This window comes from Amycolatopsis sp. SB7-3 (assembly GCF_041021335.1).
Classification (GTDB): domain Bacteria; phylum Actinomycetota; class Actinomycetes; order Mycobacteriales; family Pseudonocardiaceae; genus Amycolatopsis; species Amycolatopsis japonica.
The window spans coordinates 2,244,129-2,266,998 of record NZ_JBFPJQ010000001.1; the positions used below are offsets into that span (position 1 = coordinate 2,244,129).

19 protein-coding genes are annotated in these 22,870 nt (G+C 69.4%); 7 read left to right on the forward strand and 12 right to left on the reverse strand.

Annotated features, from left to right (window positions below; genetic code table 11):
• The first annotated feature begins 61 nt into the window (after positions 1-61).
• Positions 62-604, forward strand: coding sequence for a hypothetical protein (locus AB8M46_RS11030; RefSeq protein WP_037334228.1), 543 nt, complete (start codon positions 62-64; stop codon positions 602-604).
• 44 nt (positions 605-648) lie between these two features.
• Positions 649-1,332: a tRNA (guanosine(46)-N7)-methyltransferase TrmB gene (trmB, locus tag AB8M46_RS11035; RefSeq protein WP_038521854.1), complete on the forward strand. Its 684-nt coding sequence runs from the start codon at positions 649-651 to the stop codon at positions 1,330-1,332.
• A 222-nt stretch (positions 1,333-1,554) separates the two neighbouring features.
• Here the strand turns inward: trmB and AB8M46_RS11040 are convergent, their stop codons facing one another.
• On the reverse strand, positions 1,555-3,804 hold the full coding sequence (locus tag AB8M46_RS11040; RefSeq protein WP_394360212.1) for an FtsX-like permease family protein: 2,250 nt from the start codon (positions 3,802-3,804) through the stop codon (positions 1,555-1,557).
• Positions 3,804-4,499 (reverse strand): ABC transporter ATP-binding protein, encoded by a 696-nt coding sequence (locus tag AB8M46_RS11045; protein WP_016338261.1) that lies wholly within the window; start codon positions 4,497-4,499, stop codon positions 3,804-3,806. The genes AB8M46_RS11040 and AB8M46_RS11045 overlap by 1 nt, the downstream gene beginning before the upstream one ends.
• Before the next feature lie 181 nt (positions 4,500-4,680).
• On the opposite strand from AB8M46_RS11045, the gene AB8M46_RS11050 reads away from it, so the two are divergent.
• Genes AB8M46_RS11050 through AB8M46_RS11060 form a run of 3 tightly spaced genes read left to right on the forward strand, consistent with a single transcriptional unit; the run spans position 4,681 to position 8,427 of the window.
• Positions 4,681-6,456 carry a sensor histidine kinase gene (locus tag AB8M46_RS11050; RefSeq protein ID WP_394360213.1) on the forward strand — a complete coding sequence of 592 codons (1,776 nt, stop codon included), beginning with the start codon at positions 4,681-4,683 and terminating at the stop codon, positions 6,454-6,456.
• Complete coding sequence (locus AB8M46_RS11055; RefSeq protein WP_125731249.1) at positions 6,453-7,103, forward strand: response regulator transcription factor; 651 nt, start codon at positions 6,453-6,455, stop codon at positions 7,101-7,103. The genes AB8M46_RS11050 and AB8M46_RS11055 overlap by 4 nt, the downstream gene beginning before the upstream one ends.
• 16 nt (positions 7,104-7,119) lie before the next feature.
• Positions 7,120-8,427, forward strand: coding sequence for an amidohydrolase family protein (locus tag AB8M46_RS11060; protein WP_037334209.1), 1,308 nt, complete (start codon positions 7,120-7,122; stop codon positions 8,425-8,427).
• 230 nt (positions 8,428-8,657) lie between these two features.
• On the opposite strand, the gene AB8M46_RS11065 is transcribed toward AB8M46_RS11060, so the two are convergent.
• The 8 genes from AB8M46_RS11065 to AB8M46_RS11100 all read right to left on the reverse strand — a co-directional run bounded on the left by AB8M46_RS11065 (position 8,658) and on the right by AB8M46_RS11100 (position 19,682).
• Entirely contained in the window at positions 8,658-9,344 is a 687-nt protein-coding gene (locus AB8M46_RS11065) for an SDR family oxidoreductase (protein WP_394360214.1), read from the reverse strand.
• 95 nt (positions 9,345-9,439) lie between these two features.
• Complete coding sequence (locus tag AB8M46_RS11070; protein WP_394360215.1) at positions 9,440-11,167, reverse strand: hypothetical protein; 1,728 nt, start codon at positions 11,165-11,167, stop codon at positions 9,440-9,442.
• Positions 11,168-11,220: 53 nt separating this feature from the next.
• Positions 11,221-11,838: a class I SAM-dependent DNA methyltransferase gene (locus AB8M46_RS11075; RefSeq protein ID WP_394360216.1), complete on the reverse strand. Its 618-nt coding sequence runs from the start codon at positions 11,836-11,838 to the stop codon at positions 11,221-11,223.
• Positions 11,839-11,870: 32 nt separating this feature from the next.
• The gene (locus tag AB8M46_RS11080) at positions 11,871-13,481 is read right to left on the reverse strand and encodes an SdrD B-like domain-containing protein (protein WP_394360217.1); all 1,611 of its coding nucleotides are present in this window, start codon (positions 13,479-13,481) and stop codon (positions 11,871-11,873) included.
• A gap of 112 nt (positions 13,482-13,593) precedes the next feature.
• Complete coding sequence (locus tag AB8M46_RS11085) at positions 13,594-15,696, reverse strand: PhoX family protein (protein WP_394360218.1); 2,103 nt, start codon at positions 15,694-15,696, stop codon at positions 13,594-13,596.
• A gap of 179 nt (positions 15,697-15,875) precedes the next feature.
• Positions 15,876-17,918, reverse strand: a complete 2,043-nt coding sequence (locus AB8M46_RS11090) for a PhoX family phosphatase (RefSeq protein WP_081975711.1) — start codon at positions 17,916-17,918, stop codon at positions 15,876-15,878.
• A 98-nt stretch (positions 17,919-18,016) separates the two neighbouring features.
• The gene (locus AB8M46_RS11095; protein WP_037334191.1) at positions 18,017-19,234 is read right to left on the reverse strand and encodes an MFS transporter; all 1,218 of its coding nucleotides are present in this window, start codon (positions 19,232-19,234) and stop codon (positions 18,017-18,019) included.
• Positions 19,224-19,682: a MarR family winged helix-turn-helix transcriptional regulator gene (locus AB8M46_RS11100; protein WP_037334188.1), complete on the reverse strand. Its 459-nt coding sequence runs from the start codon at positions 19,680-19,682 to the stop codon at positions 19,224-19,226. The genes AB8M46_RS11095 and AB8M46_RS11100 overlap by 11 nt, the downstream gene beginning before the upstream one ends.
• Positions 19,683-19,759: 77 nt before the next feature.
• On the opposite strand from AB8M46_RS11100, the gene AB8M46_RS11105 reads away from it, so the two are divergent.
• Complete coding sequence (locus tag AB8M46_RS11105; RefSeq protein ID WP_394360219.1) at positions 19,760-20,395, forward strand: HAD family hydrolase; 636 nt, start codon at positions 19,760-19,762, stop codon at positions 20,393-20,395.
• 92 nt (positions 20,396-20,487) lie between these two features.
• Here AB8M46_RS11105 and AB8M46_RS11110 read toward each other — a convergent pair whose 3' ends face one another.
• Positions 20,488-21,570 carry an inositol-3-phosphate synthase gene (locus tag AB8M46_RS11110; protein WP_037334182.1) on the reverse strand — a complete coding sequence of 361 codons (1,083 nt, stop codon included), beginning with the start codon at positions 21,568-21,570 and terminating at the stop codon, positions 20,488-20,490.
• 64 nt (positions 21,571-21,634) lie between these two features.
• The gene (locus tag AB8M46_RS11115) at positions 21,635-22,180 is read right to left on the reverse strand and encodes a PadR family transcriptional regulator (protein WP_005168208.1); all 546 of its coding nucleotides are present in this window, start codon (positions 22,178-22,180) and stop codon (positions 21,635-21,637) included.
• A gap of 247 nt (positions 22,181-22,427) precedes the next feature.
• Here AB8M46_RS11115 and AB8M46_RS11120 point away from each other — a divergent pair, with 247 nt between their 5' ends.
• The gene (locus AB8M46_RS11120) at positions 22,428-22,841 is read left to right on the forward strand and encodes a DUF5318 domain-containing protein (RefSeq protein WP_037334179.1); all 414 of its coding nucleotides are present in this window, start codon (positions 22,428-22,430) and stop codon (positions 22,839-22,841) included.
• Positions 22,842-22,870: the final 29 nt, after the last annotated feature.

Here is a 22,870-nt window from a genome sequence, read left to right on the forward strand (position 1 = left end):
TCTCGGCTCTCGGCCCCGGAGGTGATCCTTGACGGTGGATTCCGGTCAGGGAGTGGAACGTATGATCCCGCAAGCCCGCACGGAAAGTATGCAGCCCCGGCTCGAGCCCATGCTCGACCTCGAATGGTCACAGGCGATCGAACTGCCCCGCACGGTGGCGTCCGCGACCCGGCCGTCGGATATCCGCCGCGCCTGGGTGCATCGCGCTCCCGAAGATCTCGTCGTCGCGTTGTATCGCGCGTCGAGCGGAATGCACGGCGAAATTCCCGCGCCTTGGTGGCTCCGCGCCATCGTGGACGGACGGCTCGAATCGCGGGAGCTCGGTTTCCGCATCGAAGATCGCATCGCCGGCCTGCTCGGCAGGCGGCCCGGCTGGGAATTCGTGCCGTGGGCCGCGGACGGTGAATCCGGCTACTGGGAGTTCATGCCTTCCGAACGCGGCGCGTCCGGGCATTCGATCCCGACCACGGTGCTGAACACCAGCCGCCACGACGGCTGGATCGACGTTCTTCCCGCGCATTCCAGCCCGACGCCCGCCCCGATCGCGGTCGGCGGTTTCGCCGGGCTGCGCTCGCGGCTGGGGGAGTTCGAAGCAGTCAGGTAACCGCCGCGTTTAATGGGCTGGTGGAAAACGAGGACCAGCCACGGATGCGCAGCGTGGTCAGCTATGTCAAACGCGGCGGCCGGATGACCGTCGGGCAGCAGCGAGCCTGGAACGAACTCTGGCCGTCGCTCGGCCGCACCGTCGGCGAACTGCCCGAAGGACCGGTGGACTTCGACGACTGGTTCGGCAGGCGGGCCCCGGTGATGGTGGAGATCGGTTCGGGCATGGGCGAGACCACGTCCCAGCTCGCCGCCGCCGCGCCGGAGCTGAACTACGTCGCGGTCGAGGTGTACGACCCGGGGCTCGGCCAGCTGATGTTGCGCGCCGAGAAGCTCGGGGTGGAGAACCTGCGGCTGATGCACGGTGACGCCGTCGTGCTGCTGACCTCGCATGTGGAGCCGGGCACGCTGTCCGGCGTCCGGCTGTTCTTCCCGGACCCGTGGCCGAAGAAGCGGCATCACAAACGGCGGATCGTGCAGCCCGAGTTCGTCGCGCTGGTGGCCTCGCGGCTCGCGCCGGGCGGGACCTTCCACATGGCGACCGACTGGGAGAACTACGCCGAGCAGATGATGGAGGTCTGCTCGGCCGAGCCGCTCCTGCGCAACCGCCACGCCGGCGAGCCCGGCGGCTGGGCGCCGCGGCCGGAGTGGCGGCCGATCACGAAGTTCGAGAACCGCGCCGACGTCGAGGGCCGGATCTCGCACGACCTGATCTTCGAGCGGGTTTAGAGCGCACAGAAAGGGCCGGTCAGGACGTCCCCACGTACCCTGACCGGCCCTTTCTTCACACCCCCGTGCCTTGGAACGCCCCCTGCGCGTCCCCGGTGCCCGTTCGTCCCTCCCCCGACAGAGAGACGACCGGGCACCCGGCCTCGTGGATGTGATCACCCGACTCCACCCACGAGACCTGCCCGCCCAGGCGCCATGACGCCATTCGGGCGAATCTTTTTTCTATTCGTCGGCCAAGGGCTCCGACTGCACCCGCTTGAGCGCCGGGGTCGAGACGGATGCCCCGAGCAACGCCACCCCGATTCCCAGCACCACGGGCGCCAGCAGCCACGGGCTCAGCACGACCGACTCCTTCTCGACCAGGCTGTAGAGCCCCATCCCGACGCCGATCCCGACCACCCCCGCGCCGATGGTGGCCACCATCGCGGGCAGGGCCGCTTCCATCCGCAACGCCCTCGCCAGCACCCGGACCGGTGTCCCGGCCGCGATGAGCGCCCCGAAGGTGCGGCGGCGGTCCATCACCGAACCCGCGGTCGCCACGGCCGCGCTGCAGCCGGCGAGCACACCGGCGGCGATCAGGCCGATGACGGTGACCCGGCGCAGGTCGCCGAGCTCCTGCTGCTGGCCGATCAGGTGCAGGCCGCGGCTGCCGACCTCCTGGCCGGGGGCCGCGCCGACCAGTGCGGTCCGCACGACCTCGGCGTTGTCCGGGGTCGTCGGCACGATCACGTCGAAGCGTTCCGGCGTGACCCCCGCGGGCACCAGGGCCGGGTCGATGACGATCGTGCTGGACGTGTCCTCGTCACCCTGCGGGAAGAGGTGCACGGGAGCCTTCGGATCCAGCTGCGGACCGGCCTTGTCGTACTCCGACAGCACGCGGTACTCCGCCGGGTTGATGGCGTACCTGCTGTAGATCGCCGGACCCGGCCGGCACGAGCCGCCGATGTTCACCCGCAGGAGTTTCGAGGCGTCCTCGCAGGTCATCACGAAGGCCCGGTTCAGATTCTGCGAGCGGGTGCCCGGTTCGCCGGTGGACAGGTAGACCTGCCCGACCGCGACGGCCTTCTCGGTGATCCCGTAGCGGGCGAGGGACGCGTTGGTCTGGTCCGCGACCTGCCGCGCCTGGGTCGCGTCGGATTGGGCGTAGAGGACGTTGTCCTTGAAGGTCCGGCCACCACCCGCCATCGACTCGAACGAGGGCAGCAGGGTGAGCGCCATCGAGCCGGTGAAGACGGCGAGCACGACACCCGCTGTGGCGCGGTAAGCGCTCTTCGGGTCGTCGCGGAGCCTGCGTCCGGCCAGCAGCGACGCCGGTTTGCGCCAGATCCGGACGAACGTGCCGCCGACCGCCGAGGTGACCCACGGTCCGATGATCGCGGCCGAGCCGACCAGCAGGAACAGTCCGAGCATCACCATCGGCAGGCTGGCGTTGTCCTGGGTGATCGCGAAGAGGAAGAAGGCACCGGCCACGGGGACCGCCAGCAGCCGCCACCAGTGCAGCGGCTTGCGAGCGTGCGCCGAGGCCGCGAACAGCGGCGTCTTCAGCACGCGGCGGATGCCGAGGACCCCGGCGAGGACGACCAGCAGCGGGATCGCGATGGCGACCGCGATGGTCGAGCCGACCGACAGGCTGAAGTCCGACGCGAGCCAGGTCCCGCCAGCCCACGGGACGAACGTTGAGAGCCCCTGCAGCGCGGGCGCCACGAGGATGCCGAGCAACGCGCCGACGGTCGCGGACAACGCCGTTTCGGCGGCGACGATCTTCGTCACCTGGCCGGGAGTCGCCCCGGCGAGCCGGAGCGCGGCCATCCGCAGCTCACGCCGGGCGGCGGTGAGCCTGGCCGAAGACGCGACGAGCACCAGGCTCGGCACGAGCAGGACGATGACGCCGACCCAGGCGAGCAGTTCGAGCATCGGGTCGGGTTTCGCCTGCTTGTTGGGGAAGCCGTCCGCGGCGAGCGCCGTCTGCGGCATCGACTCCGGGGTGTGGCCGACGACGGCGACCAGCTGCTCCGGATACATCAGCGATTCAGGACCGAGGGCGTCGACGAGTTTGCCGAACCGGTCCCCGAGCTGCGCCTGCGGCGCGGACTGGATCAGTTTCCCGAGTTCGGGGGAAACGATCGACTCGCCGGGGGCGGGCAACCTCGGGATGCCCGGCGGCAGGCTGAGCATCGGCGCGGTACCGGTCAGGGCGATGTCGACGCGGATGATCTCGCGGTCGCCCGAGTAGTCCTTGTTCGACGCCATCAGCAGCGGCGCCGGACGCTGGCTCTCCCCGGATTGGGAGTAGTAGCTGCCGATGTCCTGCCAGATCGCCCGCTGCGAACGGGCCTGCGTGGCACCGGGAAGAGAGGCGAGCAGGAGCACCAGACTGGTCGCGACGGCGACCCCGACCGCGGTGAGGATGGCCGACGTGCGGGTCCGGCGGTCGACCCGGAGCACCCGCATGGCCAGCTGGAAGCTGTTCATTACGCGGCCAGCCTCGTCGCGATCAGGCCGTCCCGGATGGAGACGGTGCGCGGCATGGCTTCGGCGAGCTCGCGGTCGTGGGTCACCACGATCACCGCGGCGCCGCTGTCGGCGGCCGCGGCGAGCAGCGCGTCCATCGTGGCGCGGCCGGTGCGGGTGTCGAGCGCGCCGGTCGGCTCGTCGGCGAAGATCACCTTCGGCCGGTGCGTCAGCGCGCGGGCGATCGCGACGCGCTGCGCCTCACCGCCGGAAAGCTCGCCGGGGCGGCGCTTCTCCTTGCCCGCGAGGCCGAGCTTCGCCAGCCATTCGCGGCCGGCTTCGATGGATTCCTTGCGCCCCTTGCCACCCAGCAGCGACGGCAGCGCGACGTTCTCCTCGGCGCTCAGTTCGGCGACGAGCATCCCGGACTGGAACACGAAGCCGAACTCGGTGCGCCGCAGTTCGCTGCGCTTGCGCTCGTTGAGCTGGTCGACGCGCTGGCCCGCCAGGAAGATCTGCCCGGAGTCGGCGCGGAGGATCCCGGCGAGCACGTGCAGCAGGGAGGTCTTGCCCGAGCCGGAAGGCCCGACGATGGCGACCGCGTCACCCGCCTGGATGTCGATGTCGATCCCGGCCAGCGCGTGCTGTGTGCCGTACCGCTTCACCAGCCCGCGGCCCGAAAGCACCGGCTGCCCTGTCCACTGTGGATCAACCACCGTGATTCTCCCTAGTCAGTCACTGTGTGTTCTGCTTCGGTGAAGAGCTTCGCGGTGAACCACCTGTGTCCACTTCGGGCAGACGGCCAGTGCTGATCACCCGCGCATCGGCCGATCGGCCGACCCGGCTCGGGCCGGTCGGCCAAGGTGCGGACGGCGGCCGATCCTCTACCGTCACGGTGTGACAGCAGGTCCGGCCCAGAACAAGTTCACCGCGCGGGTGAGTGCGCTCGCGCGACGGATCGGCATGCCCGCCGTCGTCCTGCTGGCCGCGCTCGCGTTCGACCTGGTCTTCGTGACCGACGCGGCTTTCGACGACACGGGCCCCCGCGGCATCGATCTCCTGCTGTTCCCCGGCATTTTCGCGATGGTGTTCTGCGCGCTCTGGGCGCAGAAGCGGGCCGCCGTAGCCGCCGTCGCGGCCTCGGTGGTGCTGGTCGCGTACACGCTGGTCGTCCGGTATTTCAACATCCCGACCTACTCGAGCGTGCTCGCGCATCTGTCCATCACCGAGGTGGTGGCGGGGGTCGAGATCCTGTTCTACGCCGCACGCCGGACGCGACCGGGCGTCGCCTTCGCGGTGATCTCGGGTCTGGTGCTGGCCACGTTGACCGCGGTGTCCGGCCGGTATTTCTCCGGCAGCGATTCGAACGGCACCATGGCGCAGGCGATGCTGTTCGGCGGCATCCTGCTGGGTGGCACGCTGATCTTCGCGATCCCCGGCCGCGACCGCACGGCGCATCCGAAACGCTACGAGAAGCTGCAGAAGCTCAACAAGCTGGTGATGGGCCAATGGCCGCTCATCGGCCTGCTGGGTGTCGCGCTGATCCTGGAGTTCGGCTTCACCTACGAGAGCGGGGCGCACGGCTTCCCGATCCTGGTCTGCTCGATCGTCGCGGCGATCATCGCGGTCGCCGCGCCGCGCCGGCCCGCCGACGCGATGGTGGCGCTCACCGCGGTCATGCTGCTTTCGGCTCTGGTGACGCCGTTCCTGCGGCTCCGCTACGACTACGCCACGCCCGGCGGGGTGCCGGGGACGCAGATCGTCGCGGGGATGGGGCTGGTCGTCACCCTGGTCCGGGCGGTCGGGCTCAGCAAGGCCGTGTCCCGGATCGTAGGGCTTTCGGCCGTGGTCGCCGTGGCCGCGATCCTCAACACCAAACGGCCGGGCCCCAGGCTGATGACCGACCCGGACGAGATCGCCGGCCTCGCCGTCGCGGCGGTGCTGCTGCTCGGTATCTCGGTGGCGGTCGGCCTGGCGCTGCGTTCGCGGGATTCGGAGCGCACGCAGGTCATCCAGTCGGCGATCAGTGACGCGCAGACGTCGGAACGGATGGCGCTGGCGCGGGAACTGCACGACGTCGTCGCCCACCACGTCACCGGGATCGTCGTGCAGGCGCAGGCGGCGAAGATGATGGGCGAGAAGAACCCGCAGGTCGCGGTCGAGGCGATGGGCCGGATCGAGGACGCCGGGGTGGAGGCGCTGGCGGCGATGCGGCGGCTCGTGCGGAGTATGCGCGGGGACGCCCCGGCCGGGAGCAGCGAGTTCAGCGAACAGGCCACCACCGATCTCGCCGCCGACCTGCGGACGCTGATCGAACGGTCGAACCACGGCGTGAAGACGTCGATGAAGCTCGAACTGCCGTCGAACGTGCCGCACGAGGTCGGGCGGTCGGCGTTGCGGCTGGTGCAGGAGTCGCTGACGAACGTCGGCAAGCACGCGTCGGGGGCGAAGGAGGCGATGGTCATCGCCGAGGTGACCGGGAACGAACTGCACCTCCAGGTGACCGATGACGGACGCGAACCCCAGCGGCGTCCGGCGGGCGGGTCGGGCGGCTACGGTCTGATCGGCATGCGCGAACGGGTCGCCCTGCTGCACGGCCGGCTCTCCGCCGGGCGGGCGCCGGGCGGCGGATGGCGCGTCGAAGCGTGGCTACCACTTGAAGGAGAAGAGTGATCCGGGTATTGATCGCCGACGACCAGGACATGGTGCGGATCGGCTTCCGGATGATCCTGGACGCGCAGGACGACATCGAGGTGGTCGCCGACGTGGCGGACGGCGTCTCGGCGGTCGCGAAGGCGCGGGAACTGCGGCCGGACGTCTGCCTGCTGGACATCCGCATGCCCGGGATCGACGGGCTCGAGGTCACCAAGCAGCTGGCGGGCCCGGACGTCGCCGATCCGCTGAAGGTGGTGGTGGTGACGACGTTCGACCTCGACGAATACGTGCACACCGCGCTGCGGAACGGTGCGAGCGGTTTCCTGCTGAAGGACGCCGGGCCTGCGTTGCTGATCGAAGCCGTGCGCGCGGCCGCGCGCGGGGACGCGCTGGTGTCGCCGCAGATCACCGTCCGGCTGCTGAAGCATTTCGACGGCGGGACGGTGAAACGCGACGTCAGTCCGCCTTCGGAGCCGCTGACGGCGCGGGAGCTGGACGTCGTGAAGGCGGCCGCGAAGGGGCTGACGAATACCGAGATCGGGGCCGAGCTGTTCCTGTCGCTGTCGACGGTGAAGACGCATCTGGCGTCGGTGCAGGGGAAGGTCGGTGCGCGGAACCGGGTGGAGATCGCGGCGTGGGCGTGGCGGAGCGGAGTTGTGGACTGACCGTAAGCTCGGCGGCATGCAACGCCGTTTCCACGCTCCTGTCGTTCTCCCCGCCGACCCCGCCTGCTCGTTGCTGCGTGACGCCGTGGTCGACGTGGACGAGGCAGGGCGTATCACCCATGTCGGTCCCGCTTCCGAGGCGCCCGAAACGTCCGCTCCCGTGACCCGGTTGAGCGGCATCCTCCTGCCCGGTCTGGTCAACGCGCATGCGCACAGCCCGATGACGCTGCTGCGCGGGATGGGCGGCGACCTGCCGCTGCTGCCGTGGCTGACCGAGATCATCTGGCCGACCGAAGCGAAGCTGAAGCCGGCCGACATCCGCACCGGCATGCTGCTCGGCTCGGTCGAGATGCTGCGGCACGGTGTCACGACGAGCGCGGAGATGTACTTCGAGGGCGAGCAGCTCGCCGACGCGGTGCTCACCACCGGTGGCCGCGTGGTGCTGGGTCCGCCGATCATGGAACTGCCCGGGATGGATTGGCGCGCGATGTTGAAGAGCATCGAGCGCTGGATCGACACCGACGGCCTGCGGTTCGGGCCTGGTGAGCGGATCGAGGTCGGTTATGGGCCGCACTCGGCGTACATGCTGAACGAGGAGGCGCTGCGGGCGACCGCGGAATCGGCGGCCGAGCGGGGCGCGCTGGTGCAGATCCACGTGGCCGAGGCGGCGCTCGAAGACGTCAAGCAGCGTGAAGCGCACGGCTCGGTGCCCGCGCTGCTGGAGAAGGTCGGGATGTTGCGGGGCCGGACGCTGGCCGCGCACGCGATCCACCTGTCCGACGAGGACATCGCGCTGTTCGCCGCCCGCGGCGTCGGCATGGCGCACTGCCCGGGCTCGAACGCGAAGCTCGCTTCGGGCATCGCGCGCGTGACGGAGCTTCGCAAGGCGGGCGTCGCGATCGGGCTCGGCACGGACGGCCCGGCGTCGAACGACGACATCGACCTGTGGGAGGAGCTGCAGCTCTCCGCGATGTTCGCGCGGCTCGCGACCGGCGACTCGACCGTGCTGACCGCGGCCGACGCGTTCCTGCTCGGCACCCGCGGCGGCGCGGACGCGCTGGGCCGGACCGACATCGGCGCGCTGGAAACCGGCCGGTGGGCGGACATGGTGCACGTCGACCTCGACGACCCGGCCTTCGCGGCCGGTATCGACGTGCCGGACGTGCAGCTGCTCTCGAACCTGGTGTGGGCCGCGGGCTCACGCCGCGTGCGCGACGTGTGGGTCGCGGGCGAGCAGGTCGTCGGCGACGGCGAATCCCTGCGCGTGGACCGCGCCCAGGTGCAAGCCGAAGTCGCCGACACCTCCGCACGCCTTCGCTCTTGACTCACCTACCCAGCCCCCCACCCGTCCCAGGGGGCGGCCCCGAAGCCAGTCTATCGCGCGTGGGGGCTGGGGCCCGGGGAAAAGTGCTGTTCAGGGGCTGGTTGTCCACAACGGGGTGAGGCTGTGGACAACTGGATCAGGCTCGAGCGCCCGATGTGGCATTGGGGACGTTGAGTGGCTCCGATGCCACATTGGGGGCATACGAGCGGCCGGCAGAGGGCGAAGCCGCGTCAGACCAGGCCTCGCGGCCGGAGGGTCACCTCGGTCGGGTGCGCGTCGCCGGTCGCGGAGACCGCGGCGAGGACGGCGGCCGCGACGGATTCGGGGCGCAGGAAGCGTTCCGGCTCGTACGCGCGGCCTTCGTCGGCGATGATCGCCTGCTGCATTTCGGTGTCCGTGCGGCCGGGGTAGATCGACGTCACCCGAAGCGTGGACTCCTCCTCCCGCAGCGAGTCGGCGAAGGCACGCACGGCGAATTTGCTCGCGGCGTACGGGCCCCAGCCGGGGCGGGCGTTCTGCCCGGCACCCGAGTTGATCACAACGACGTGCCCCTTCGAAGCACGCAGCGCATGCAGTAGCCGCCTGGTCAGCGTGACGACGGCGAGCACGTTGACCTCGAAGTTCGCCCGCCAGTCGGCGTCGGTCGCGGTCTCGACCGTGCCGAGCCGAGCCACACCCGCCGAGTGCACCAGCACGTCCAGCGCGCCGAATTCGGCCGTCGCGGTTTCCAGCGCCTCGTCGTCGGTCAGGTCGATCGGCCACGGCCGGGCGTCGGGCAGCGTCTCCGCGAGTTCGCCGAGCGCGTCGGCGTCGCGACCGCCGAGCAGCAACCGGTGGGTCGGAGCGAGCGCGCGGGCGGTCGCGGCACCGATGCCGCGGGTGGCGCCGGTGACGAGAGCCAAGGGGAGATCAGCCATACCCGCCACGCTAGTACGGCGGTCTCACGTGCTCGAAAGCGGAACTCGCGTGATTGAACGGCGAACTCGCGTGATTGGAGGGCGAACTCGCGTGATCAGGGGGCGCACACGACGGGAGGGGTCGCGACCCGAGGGAACCGCACGGAGCCGCGCGTGAAGGAACCGGCGAGGTTGTCCGCGAAGCGGGCGGCGGTGAGCGGGTCGCGCACCGAAGCGTCGATCGCGCGAAGGGCCGGGCAGTCGAGCGCGGCGCGGGCGGCGGCGACGTCCTCGGCGCGGGCCGGGCCGCCTTCGGCGATCGGGAGGCGGGCGGAGTTCGCCAGTTCCCAGACCGGCGGCAGCCATTTCTGGTGACCGGGGCGGCCGTTGGGGAGCGACGTCGAATGCGCGGCGAACGGGTTGGCGAGGCCGTAGCCGTCGCGCAGCCGCACGTCGAGCGGGATCAGCAGGCCGAGGGCACCCATGCTGTCCGCCGCGACGGTGACGTACGGCCGGTCCGTCGGGTACGCGTACCAGCGCCTGGTCGCGTAGTCCTGCACCAGTACCGCAGGGCCGACCACGCCGTGAACGGCCTCCAGCGCCGACGGCATCAACGGGTGGTCGGCGTAGTCGTCGGCCAGGACCGGGTGTTCGTGCCCGGTCGACCGTGACCAGAACGAGCGCTCGTCCGTGACGCCGACAGCGCGCGGAGAAGCCGAGGACGCCGGGCGAAGCGATGCGGCGGCTACGAACGCCCAGACCCCGACGACGAGCAAGAGCGCCACGGTCAGCCGCGTCACCGGCAAGGCCAGCACGGGCAACAACAGGCAGAACAGCGCCGGGAGCAGCATGCGCCCGTGCATGAAATCCCCGCCGACGCGGATCACGTAGCCCGCGAGCAGCACCGCGCCGACGAGCGGGACCGCGGAGAGCACTACGAACGTCTTGTCCACAGTGGACGAAACCGTGGCGGCCGCGACGGCGAGCACCAGCACCGGGAGCCACAGCCAGTACGGCTGGACGAGATCCACCAGATAGGCCCAGCCACGGGCCCAGTTCGCCTCCGACGCTTCCTTGACCAGGGCGGTGTTCGGCGTCAGCAGACCGTAGTAGCCCATGCGGAACACCTGATACGCCAACGGGAGCGCGCCCGCCACGGCCAGCAGGCCCAGCGCACGACGCCGTCCCGGACGCATCAGCACGAGCAGCGCCACCAAGGCGACGACGCTGAACAGCGCGAGATCCGGCCGCACCAACGGCCCGAGACCGGCGACCAGCGCGACCGGCCAGGTGCGCAGATCGTCCACTGTGGACGCACGGCGGACGAGCAGCCACCAGGTGCCGCCCAGCCACAACGTGATCAGGCCGGTCTCCAGCCCGGACGTCGCGAAGTCACGGAACGGCGGCAGCGCGCAGACCACCAGCGCCCCGGCGGGCGCGAGGCCGTGGAACGCCAGCGGCTGGTAGAGCCGCCGGGCGCCGTCCAGGCCGAAGAACAACCCGGCGACGGAAAAGACCAGTCCGGTGACCACGGAGATCCACTCCAGCGGCACGCCCGGAATCAGCCCGAGCACGCTCAGCACCGCCGTCCACAAAGGACTGGTGTTCGTCTCGACACGTTCGCCGATGTTGAACACCGGCCCGTTGCCCGCGAGGATCTGGCGGACCGTGCGCAGCACGATCAGCCCGTCGTCGCTCATCCAGCGACGGCGCCAGGCCAGGTCGGCGTAGACCATCAGCACCAGGCCGAACCCGAACCATGTCCACGTCGACGGCCGGCGGAACCAGGCGCGCGAAGGCCAGTCGGGCGTGTTCTCGCCCGTGGTCGTGTTCGTCTGCGTCATGACCCCGCCCGGCTCGGTTGCGTGCGCAGGAGATCAGGTCCGCGGCCCGCGCGTCAAACCGCCCGGGCGGACAGACAGGCCTGTGGCCATTTCCTCCCTTCCATGATCAGCCGCGCGACGACCTCGAAGCCTGCCTGGCCCAGCAGGTCGGCGATCCGGCCGGGATCCAGCAGGTAGGCGTCGTAGCTGACCGGGTGGCCATACGCCGTCTCCGGGCTCAGCCGCTCGTCACCGACGTGGAATCCGACCAGCAGACGGCCTCCGGGCGCGAGCGTGCGTCGGAACTCGGCGAAGACCTCGGGGAGGACCTCCGGCGGCAGATGGAAGATCGACCACCAGGCGACGAGACCGCCCAACGAGCCGTCGCGGAACTCCAGGGCCGTCATCGAGCCGACGGAAAACCGCTGGTCAGGGAACTGCCGACGGGCCACTTCGATCATTTTCGGCGACAAGTCGACACCCGTGACGTCGAGGCCGAGCGACGCCAGATGGGCGGTGACGTGCCCGGGACCGCAGCCGACGTCGGCGACCGGGCCGCGTACCTGTTCGGCGAACGCGGCCAGCATCGCGCGGCTGATCGGCTCCTGGTCGAAGCGCGGGCCGATCAGCGCGGCGTAGTCCTCGGCGACGGTGTCGTAGGACTCGCGGATGGCATCGAGATGAGTGGTCACGGTGGGCGACGCTAGCGGCACCCACCGACAATTCACGGTTCGAGCAGCCCGGCGTCCCTGGTCAGATCCTCCGGCGCCCCCACCGCAGCCACCGGCGTGCACCCGGTCGCGGGATCCGCCGCCGAATCCGTGCCGTCGTGGTGCGCGGCGCCGGATCGGGTCAGCTGACGCGAGCCGACGTCGAAGCACACTTGGTACGAGCCCGGAGTGAGCCGTTCGAAGGCGTACCGACCGTCCGGCCCGGTGACGGCCGAGCCGACCTCCTTGCCCGACGCGTCCTTCAACGTCACCTTCACGTCCGGGACGCCGAGTTCGTCGCGACTCTGGAGGCCGTCCTTGTCCTTGTCCAGCCACACGAAGTCGCCCAGCCTGCTCGTCGGCGCGTTCAGCCCCGCCGCGAGCGTCAGGTCGACGCGGTTACGCGGGCCGACGGTGGTGGTCGCGGTGCAGCCGGTCGCCGGGTCGGCGTCCGAATCCTTCGTGTCGTCGCCCGCGTCCTTGGCCGTATACGTGAACGGAAGCCCGGCGATGTCGAAGCAGACCTGGTAGATGCCGTCCTTCAGCTTGGTGAAGCGGTACTTGCCGCCGGCGTCCGTGGTGATCGTCCCGAGCGCCTTGCCCGACGCGTCCTTCAACGTCACCTTCACGCCCTGGACGCCCGGCTCCCCGGCGTCCTGCAGGCCGTTTCGGTCGACGTCGTCCCAGACGAACTCGCCGATCTCGTCGATCGCGGGCGGCGGGGTGACCTTGATGGTGGTGGTCGCCTTCTTCTTCGGCAGAGTGCCGCTGGAGACGGTCACGGTGCTGACGTGGCCGTTGTCCGCTTCGGTGACGTTCTTGTGGTCGCAGGTGACGGTCGCGGACTTGCCGCTTTCGAGGCTCGCGATCGGCGCCGGTTTCACGTCGCAGTACGGGTCTTCGACCTTGACGTCGGTCAGCGTCGTGGTGCCGTCGTTGGTGACCGTGAACCGGTAGTTCGCGGTGGTGCCCGCCTCGATGGTGGCCGTGGCGCCCCAGGCTCCGCTCGCCGGATCCCGCACCTCCGCCTTCGCCGAGAACGAGCCGACCTGCAGGTGGACGCAGTCCCACATGACCCAGTTGCGGTCGGTGGCGGCGAAGAACTTCACGGAGCCGGCCGACGGCGGGGCGGTGGACGGCGGGAAGTCCTGCCGCGCCAGCGCGCCGTCGGTTTCGACGGCGTGCGTGACCTTGAGCTTGTTCTCCAGGACGACCTTGCCGGAACCGTCGTAGAACCGCAGTCCTGTTTCCTGGACGGCGTCCGTGCGCTGGACGTTCGTACCGGTCCAGTCGGTCAGCGTGTAGACGGCGCCGGGCACGAACTTCAGCGCCGCGTAGGCGGTGCTGACCATCTTGTCCGGGGTCGCGATCAGGGCGTATCTGCCGCCATCGGGCTGGTAGCCACTCGCCGTCGACAATCGGGGCTGCTTGCTCCTCGGCGTGCCCGGCGGCACCGGGGCGGCCGGGCTGAACGTGTACCCGGCGGGCGGGCTGCCCTGCTCGACGCTCGGGTTCGGCGCGGCGCCGCCGGTGCAGCCGGACGGGACGGCCGTCGCCTGCGCGTACGAAGGGACGAAGCCGGAGACGAGCGCGCCTGCCGCGATGAACACCAGTGCCCTTTTCACAGGGCTGAAGCTAATGAGCGCGGCGGGCTTCCGTCATCACCGAACGGTGTCGTCCGGCGCCCCGATCAGGGAGAACAAGTCTCGCCGAGAGTGATCGGGGCGCCGGAGGCCACTACTTGACGCCGATACGGCCGACTTGGCCCCAGCGGCCCTTCTTCCACACCGACACGATCGCCGGCCGCGGCTGCGAAGTGCCGCCGTCCGGCCAGTGCGACGTCGGGTTCGCGGAGCTGGCCGCGTCCTCACCCGGGTGCTGCACGGCGACGAGCACCAGGTGGTCGGTCACCACCGGGCCGCAGCATTCCGCGCCGATCGGGACCGACAGGAACTGCTTGACGTGCCCGCGTTCCGGACCGTCGACCGGCACCGAGAACAGCCCGTCGTGGGAGCCGAGCGCGTTGCCGTCGGTGGAGATCCACAGGTTGCCGTGCCGGTCGAACGCGACGTTGTCCGGGCAGGAGATCGGGCTGACCTGCTCCTTCGGGAAACCGCCGAAGTAGGTGTCCGCCGTCTTCGGGTCACCGCAGACCAGCAGGAGCCGCCAGGAGAACTTCGTCGACGCGGCGTCGCCCCGGTCCTCTTCCCATTCGAGGACGTGGCCGTTGCGGTTGTTCGGCCGCGGGTTCGCCTCGTCGACGTTCGCCTTGCCGGCGGGGCCACGCTGGCTGTTGTTGGTCAGCGCGGCGTAGATCCGGCCGTTGACCGGGTTCGGCTCGATGTCCTCGGGCCGGTCCATCTTGGTCGGCTGGACCTTGTCGGCCGCCTGCCGGGTGAAGACGTAGACCTCTTCGGCGGTGAAACCGTCCACAAAGGACTGGTTCCCGGCGGCCAGCGGGATCCACTCGCCGACGCCGTCGAATTCGCCGTCCGACGGCAGTTTGCCGGTGCCGTCGATCTCGGCGGCCGGGCTGTCGCCGGTGAAGCGGGCGACGTACAGGGTGCCGTCGTCGAGCAGCGCCGAGTTGTGGCGGCGCGCGTGCGCGCTCTTGCCCGGCTTGTACTTGCCCTTGGAGACGAACTTGTAGATGTACTCGAAGCGCTCGTCGTCACCGGAGTAGACGGCGACGCGGCCGTCCTTGGTGATCTTGACGTTCGCGGCCTCGTGCTTGAACCGGCCGAGCGCGGTGTGCTTGATCGGCGTCGAGTTCGGGTCGTTCGGGTCGATCTCGACGACCCAGCCGAAGCGGTTGGCCTCGTTGGGCTCCTGCGCGAGGTCCCAGCGCTTGTCGAACCGTTCCCACTTACGGGTGCTGGCGGCGCCGGAGAAGCCATACCGCTTCAGACGCGCGGCAGCGACCGGGTCGGTGACGCTCGCCGCGTTGGCGAAGTACTGGTTGACGTTCTCCTCACCGGAAAGCACGGTGCCCCAAGGGGTGACGCCGCCGGCGCAGTTGTTCTGCGTGCCGAAGACCGTGCGGCCGGTCGGGTCCGCGGAGGTCTTGAGGAACTTCGAGCCCGCCGCCGGGCCGCGCACCTCGAAGGGGGTGTTCAGCGTGATGCGGCGGTTGAACGGGCTCGGCACGGTGCGCAGCGCGCCGCCGATCGGGTCGCGGAAGGCCTGGACGACCGAAAGACCGTGCGCGGCCCACGCGATCTTGACCTGCTCCTCGGTCGGGTTCGCCGGGTCGTACTGGTCGGCCGGGAACATGTGGACCTCGGTGGTGTACTCGTGGTTCACCACCAGCAGGTTGCGGATGCCCAGCGGATCCTGCGGGATCAGGCCGACGAAGTCGTTGTTGTAGCCGAACTGCTTCGCCTGCGCGGCCGCGGTCTGCTTGCGGAAGTCGAACTTCGGGGCGCCGAATTCGACCGCGTCACCCCAGCGGATGACGACGCGCTGGTCGTACCCCTCGGGGATGGTGATGGCGTCGAGCGTGTTCGGCGGCACCGCTTCGAAGTCGGTGCCGGGCACCGGACGCCCGGGGCGGCCCGGCTTGCCGTGGCCGGCGGCGGAGACGTCAGCCGGGGTTTCGGCGGCGGCCGTACCGGACAGCGCGGCGAAACCACCGGCGGTCGCGGCCAGCACGGCGCTCGCCTTCAGCGCGCCACGGCGGGAAAGCATGTTCTTGACGACGTCGCCGAAGTACTCGTTGTCCGACGTGTTCGGCTCGGGGTGGGCGCACGCGTTGCCGCAGCGGTACTCGCAGGTGACCGCGGAGCGGCCACCGGGGTGGGAGGTGATCAACGGCAGGAGCCGCTGAGGCTCGAAGGACACAGGGCCTCCATGGTCGCGGTGGGTACACGTAGTCCAGTCGGGGGAACGTCGTGACGGTAAGCGACCAAAACGATCCGGCCCTGGCCAGAAGATGAACAGCGCGCGAACGAGCGATGGCGCGCTGCCGGACCCGGCAGCGCGCCATCGACCAAAAGTACTGCTAGATCGTTGCTTTTCGACTAGGAGCCGATGTCGGACAGCCCGTGCCTGCCCGGTTTCCAGACCGCCACCACCGAGGGACGGGGCTGGTTTTCGCCGCCGTCCGGCCAATGGGAGGCCGGTTTGTCGGCGTTCGCGCCGTCGACTTCACCCGGATGCTGGACACAGACCGTGACAATCTTCCGCTCGACGATCGGACCGCAGGTCTCCGCGCCGCGGGGCACGGTGAGGAACAGCTTCAGCTCGCCGCGGTTGCGGCCCTCCAGCGGCACCGAGTAGAGGCCGTCGTTGATGCCGAGGGCGCCCGCCGAGTCGGTGGAGATCCAGAGGTTGCCGTGCCGGTCGAAGGCCACGTTGTCCGGGCTGGAGATCGGCGAGACCTGATCCTTGGGGAAGCCGGCGAAGTAGGTGTCCGGCGAGGCCGGGTCGCCGCACACGAGGAAGAGCCGCCAGCTGAACGTGAGCGCGAGCGCGTCCCCGCGCCGTTCTTCGAGCTCCAGCACCTGGCCGTGCTTGTTGTTCAGCCGCGGGTTGGGCTCGGTGGCGCCCTCCTTGCCGGGGTTGCCGCGCTCGACGTTGTTGCTGAGCGCGCAATAGATCCGGCCGGTGTACGGATGGGCCTGGATGTCCTCGGGACGGTCCATCTTCGTGGCGCCCACCCGGTCGGCCGCCTCGCGGGTGAAGACATACACCTCTTCGGCGGTCATTCCGTCCACAAAGGACTTGTTCCCGGACGCCAGCGGGATCCACTCGCCACCGCCGTCGAATTCGCCGTCACTGGGCAGCTTCCCGGTGCCGTCGATCTCGGAGACCGGGCTGTCGCCGGTGAACCGGCCGACGTAGAGCGTGCCGTCGTCGAGCAGGGTCATGTTGTGGCGGCGGGCATGCGCGCTGTCGCCCGGCTTCATGCGCCCCTTGGAGATGAACTTGTAGATGTACTCGAAACGCTCGTCGTCGCCGGAATAGGCGACCACACGGCCGTCCTTGGCGACGCGGATGTTCGCCGTCTCGTGCTTGAACCGCCCCAGATGCGTGTGCTTGACCGGGGTGCTGTCGGGATCGTTCGGATCCAGTTCGATCACCCAGCCGAAGCGGTGGGCCTCGTTCGGCTCCCTGGCGATGTCCCAGCGCGCGTCGAACCGCTCCCACTTGCGGGTGGTCGCGGTGCCCTTGATGCCGTACCGCGCGTAGCGCTTGCGCTTGACGGGGTCGGTCACCGTTTCGGCGTTCCCGAAGTACTGGTTGATGTTCTCCTCGCCGGAGAGGATCGTGCCCCACGGCGTGACGCCGCCCGCGCAGTTGTTCATCGTGCCCAGCACCACCGTGCCGGTGGGATCGGCGGCGGTCTTGAGCAGATCGCTGCCCGCGGCGGGGCCGGTCACCTTGAACGGCGTGTGCAACGTGATCCGCCGGTTGTAGCGGGACATCTTCGGCCGCAGGTGCCCGGTGTCGCGTCCGCGCGACACCTGGACGACGGTCAGCCCGTGGGCCGCCCACGCGATCTTGACCTGTTCCTCGGTCGGGTTGTCCTTGTCGTAACCGCGGAACATGAACTCTTCCGAGGTGTACTCGTGGTTCGTGACCAGGAGCGAAGTGAGGCCCGAGTGGTCGAGCGGCAACAGCGCGGCGAAGTCGCAGTTGTAGCCGAACTGCTTCGCCTGCGCCTCGGCGGTCTGGTGGTCGAAGTCGAATTCCGGTGCGCCGGGCAGCACCGCGTCACCCCAGCGGATCACGATGCCCTGCTCGTAGCCCTCGGGGACCACGACGGCGTCGAGCGTGTTCGGCTGAACGCGTTTGTAGTCGGTGCCGGGTGGCGGTTTCGGCCGCCCCTCGGGAGCGGCGGACGCCGGCGCCGCGAGCGCGAGCGGCGTCCCGGCGGCCAGTGCGACGACGGCCGTCGCCTTCAGCGCGCCACGGCGGCTCACCGCGCCGAGCACGTCGGCGAAGGTGGGGTTGTCCGACGTGTTCGGCGCGTCGTGGAAGCACGCGTCGCCACAGCGATAGGTACAAGTCACTGACGCCCGGCTTGGTGAGTGGCCGGCCAGTAACGGAAGGAACTTCACGCGGACCTCCGCATCTGCAGTTCGGGAGGTCGACGCTAAGGCACCGGACCAACGGGAGGAAACCCCTCGTTGGTCCGGTGTTCACCTTTTGTTCCGATTTACATCTCTTCGCCGACGAGGACCGCTTCGGCCGGGATCGTGTGCGGGTCGGCGGTCTTCTCGCGGATCGTCAGCAGGGCTCCGGCGAGCACGCACAGGACCGCGGCGATCACGAACGGCGCCTGCTTCGCGCCGAACCATTCGGCCAGGTGACCGACGACGGTCGCGGCGACCGCGCCGCCGAGCCAGCGGCAGAAGTTGTACCCGGCGCTCGCGACCGGACGCGGGGCGCCGCTGATCGACATGGCCGTGCCGGTGAAGAGCGTGTTGAGCAGGCCGGACACCAGACCGGACAGGATGATGCCGACGACCAGCACCGGCTTGCTCGGGATCGCCATGATCAGCAGCAACACGGCGTACCCGAAGACGGCGACCACGGTCGCGTGCCGTTCACCGAGCTTCGCGGCGAGTTTCGGCGCCAGCACCACCCCCGCGACGGCGACCGAAAGGCCCCAGCCGCAGAAGATCAGGCCGACGGCGACGGCACTCCACTCCAGCACGAACGGCGACCAGGCCAGCACCACGAAGAACGCGGCCGTGTAGAGCGCGGAACCGATCGACGTGCGCAGCAGCCCGCCGTGCTTGAGCGCGCGGAACGGGTCGAGCAGGCGGATCTTCGGCCGCTTCTCCTTCGCGTCACCGGTCAGGAAGATCGAGCAGAGCACGAGACCGCACAGCATCAGCAGCGAAGTGCCGAGGAACGGGCCGCGCCAGGAGATGCTGCCGAGCAGGGCGCCCAGCAGCGGGCCGACCGCGAGGCCGACCCCGAGCGCGGCTTCGTACAGCAGGATCGCGCCCGCCTGGCCGCCGGTCGCGGCGCCGACGATCACCGAAAGCGCGGTCGCGATGAAGAAGGCGTTGCCCAGCCCCCAGATCGCGCGCAGCCCGATGAGCTGCTCGATCGACCCGGACGCGGCGCACAGCGCGGTGGCGACGACGACCAGGGTCAGCCCGACGACCACGGTCCGCTTGGCCCCGAACCGGGCGGTCATCGCGCCGGTCACCAGCATGGCGACCGCCTGGACGCCGAGGTAGCTGGAGAACAGCAGGGTCACTTCGGACGGCGTCGCCTTCAGGCCTTCCGCGATCGACAGCAGGATCGGGTCGACCAGCCCGATGCCCATGAACGCGATGACCGCGGCGAACGCGGTGATCCATACCTGTTTGGGCTGTCCTTTGACGGCGTCCAACAGGCTCGAGTGGGGCTCAGCGCTCATCGCGGATCAGTTCCTCCTTCTTGTCTTCGTGCAGCAACTTGGTAAGGGCGGGGAGCGCGGCTTCGATCGCGGAGCGGTCGGTCTCGTCGAGTTCGAGGAGCCGCTCCCGGAGGAACTCCTCCCTCGCGACGATCAACTGACGGTGGAAGCGCTGCCCGACCTCGGTGACCTCGACGAGCACGGCCCGGCCGTCGGCGGGATCGCGGCGGCGGCTGACCAGGCCCAGCCGTTCGAGACGGCGGACGACGTCGGTCATCGTCGGCATCCGGACCCGCTCCAGGTCGGCGAGCGTGCTCATCCGGCGCGGGCCGCCGTTGAGCAGCTCCGACAGCACCGAACCCTGCGTGAGGGTGAGCTGCACCTGCGGCGTCTCCCGGCGGACGAGGTAGTACAGCCGGAACACCAGCGGGCGGAGCCGGTGGGCGAGATCGGCGACTTTCGTGGTCACTTAGCCATGCTAACTAAAATTACTGAGCATGGCTAAGTAATCTGCCGCACAGGTTTCAACGGCCTAGGGTTGAGGGCGTGGAAGCGGTGATCTTCGATCTCGACGGTGTCCTGGTGGATTCGGAAAAGATGTGGGACGAGGTCCGCCGGGCGGTCGTCCACGAGTTCCACGGCACCTGGCGGGAGGAATCGACCAGGGCCATGCAGGGGATGAGCACCCCGGAATGGGCCGCCTACCTGGCGCACGACCTCGGCGTCCACCTCCGGCCCTCGGACGTCGCGCAGCTGGTGATCGAGCGGATGGCGCGGCGGTACGCGGAGAAGCCGCCGATCATCCCGGGCGCGCCGGGCGTCGTCCGCGAGGTCGCGAAGCACTGGCCGGTGGCGATCGCGAGCTCTTCGCCGCCGCTGCTGATCAAGGCGTTCCTGGACATCACGCGGCTGCCGGTGCCGACGGCGGTCTCGTCGGAGCAGGTCGGCGCGGGGAAGCCGGCGCCCGATGTGTATCTGAAGGCGGCCGAGCTGCTGGGCGCGGAGCCGAAGAACTGCGCGGCCGTGGAGGACACCACCAACGGGCTGCGCGCGGCGCTGGCGGCGGGGATGACGGTGTACGCGGTGCCGAATCCGCATTTCCCGCCGGATCCGGCGGTGCTGGAGCAGACGACGGTGGTGCCGGTGATCACGGACCTGCCGTCGGCGCTTCAGGAGGGCTGAAGGGGTCTAAGCGGCCCCTCGAATGCTAGGAACGGTCCTTTCCTCGCAAAATTTGCAAGGAAAGGACCGTTCCTAGCGCGCTACGGGAGAGGTCACGCCTCGCCGGCGATGAACTTCTCCACCTCGTCGCGGGCGGTCGCGTCGTCGTACTGCTCCGGCGGCGACTTCATGAAGTACGAGGAAGCCGAGAGGATCGGGCCGCCGATGCCGCGGTCCTTTGCGATCTTCGCGGCGCGCACGGCGTCGATGATGATGCCCGCCGAGTTCGGCGAGTCCCACACCTCGAGCTTGTACTCCAGGTTCAGCGGCACGTCGCCGAAGGCGCGGCCTTCGAGCCGGACGTAGGCCCACTTGCGGTCGTCGAGCCACTGCACGTAGTCGGACGGACCGATGTGGACGTTGCCCTTGCCGAGCTCGCGGTCGACCTGCGAGGTGACCGACTGGGTCTTCGAGATCTTCTTCGACTCGAGCCGCTCCAGCTCCTTCATGTTCAGGAAGTCCATGTTCCCGCCCACGTTGAGCTGCATCGTCCGGTCGAGCTGGACGCCGCGGTCTTCGAACAGCTTCGCCAGCACGCGGTGCGTGATGGTGGCGCCGACCTGGGACTTGATGTCGTCACCGACGATCGGGACGCCGGCCGCGCGGAACTTCTCCGCCCACTCCGGGTCGGAGGCGATGAACACCGGCAGCGCGTTGACGAACGCCACACCGGCGTCGATGCACGCCTGCGCGTAGAACTTGTCGGCCTCTTCGGAACCCACCGGCAGGTAGGAGACGAGCACGTCGACCTCGGCCTCGCGCAACGCGGCGACGACGTCGACCGGAGTCTCGTCGGACTCCTCGATGGTCTCGCGGTAGAAGCGGCCGAGACCGTCGTAGGTGTGACCGCGCTGCACGGTGACGCCCAGCGGCGGCACGTCGGCGATCTTGATGGTGTTGTTCTCGCTGGCGAAGATCGCCTCGGACAGGTCACGGTTGACCTTCTTGGCGTCCACGTCGAACGCGGCGACGAACTCGATGTCGCGGACGTGGTACTCGCCGAACACGACGTGCATCAACCCGGGCACGCGGGTGCCGGCATCCGCGTCGCGGTAGTACTGAACGCCCTGGACCAGTGAGGCCGCACAGTTGCCGACGCCCACGATGGCCACCCGAACGCGGCGGTTCTCGCCCATGCCGGTTTCTCCTTCATTAGTCCAACAGTTGTAGGTAATGCGCAGCGAGGACCGCCGGAGCGCCTCAGGTCTCCGGTCCGCGCTGCTCGGCCTGTTCGTGCGCGATCAGCTCGTTGAGCCAGCGCACCTCCCGTTCACTGGACTCCAGCCCGAGCCGGTGCAGCTCACGGGTGTAGCGGTCGATCTTCTCCTCGGCCCGCGCCATTGCCGTCCGAAGTCCTTCTCGGCGTTCCTCGACCCGACGACGACGGCCTTCCAGGATTCGCATCCTGACGTCGGCCGGTGTCCTCGAAAAGAACGCCAGGTGGACGCCGAAGCCTTCGTCGTCCCACGTCTGCGGCCCGGCGTCGCCGAGCAGTTCGGCGAACCGTTCCTTGCCCTCGGCGGTGAGCTTGTACACCCGCTTGCCCCGGCGTGCCCACGCCCGGTCTTCCACCTCTTCGAGCTCCTCGACGAGGTAACCGGCGCGAAGCAACCGGCGCAAGGTCGGGTACAGCGAGCCGTACGAGAACGTCCGGAACATCCCGAGCGTCTCATGCAAACGTTTGCGCAGCACGTAACCGTGCATGGGGGTCTCGTGCAGCAGCCCCAAGATCGCGAGCTCGAGCACACCGCACCCCCTTCCGGGAACAAACCGCGACCGGTCGCGTTGGCCACCGTGACCGGCTCGGTCAACCTACCGGCCCACTATATCGCGCCGATACATCGAAGTGGCGTAGCTAACCCGATCGAGCGCGGGCGGATCCGGGCGAAATTCACCGGAGAGTTATCGAATCGTCGGCGTGTCCGACCGTGCGCGGACCGTCTCCCCGAGAACGGGACGTGGACCACACAGCAAGAGCCCGTACTCTGTTGGCGTGCGAAACCAGCGGCAGGTCGTGGACTACGCCTTACAGCGGCGCGCGCTGCTCAAGGGCGTCCACTCCGGACGGGTCGGCACATACGACGTCTGCGACGCGGGGCCGTACCTGCTGCGGGCCGCGAAATTCCACGGCCGACCAGGCGAGCAGGACTGCCCGGTCTGCCACCGGGAGCAACTGACCCTGGTGTCCTGGGTGTACGGCGACGAGCTCAAGCACGCCGCCGGATCGGCCAAGACACCGGAGGAACTGACGCGGATGGACGGGCTCTTCGCGGAGTTCACCGTCTACGAGGTCGAGGTCTGCCAGAGCTGTCACTGGAACCACTTGGTGCGGTCCTACGTCCTCGGAACAGGAGAACCGGGAACCACCCGGCCACGGACCCGGTCGCAGAGGACAGCGGGTCAGTGACAGGTATCGAAAACGCAGTTGACCACAGA

Coding starts and splice junctions, on each gene's coding strand:
- AB8M46_RS11030 (WP_037334228.1), top strand. CDS start 62: ATGATCCCGCAAGCCCGCACGGAAAGTATGCAGCCCCGGCTCGAGCCC.
- trmB (WP_038521854.1), top strand. CDS start 649: ATGCGCAGCGTGGTCAGCTATGTCAAACGCGGCGGCCGGATGACCGTC.
- AB8M46_RS11040 (WP_394360212.1), bottom strand. CDS start 3,804: ATGAACAGCTTCCAGCTGGCCATGCGGGTGCTCCGGGTCGACCGCCGG.
- AB8M46_RS11060 (WP_037334209.1), top strand. CDS start 7,120: ATGCAACGCCGTTTCCACGCTCCTGTCGTTCTCCCCGCCGACCCCGCC.
- AB8M46_RS11065 (WP_394360214.1), bottom strand. CDS start 9,344: ATGGCTGATCTCCCCTTGGCTCTCGTCACCGGCGCCACCCGCGGCATC.
- AB8M46_RS11070 (WP_394360215.1), bottom strand. CDS start 11,167: ATGACGCAGACGAACACGACCACGGGCGAGAACACGCCCGACTGGCCT.
- AB8M46_RS11095 (WP_037334191.1), bottom strand. CDS start 19,234: ATGAGCGCTGAGCCCCACTCGAGCCTGTTGGACGCCGTCAAAGGACAG.
- AB8M46_RS11110 (WP_037334182.1), bottom strand. CDS start 21,570: ATGGGCGAGAACCGCCGCGTTCGGGTGGCCATCGTGGGCGTCGGCAAC.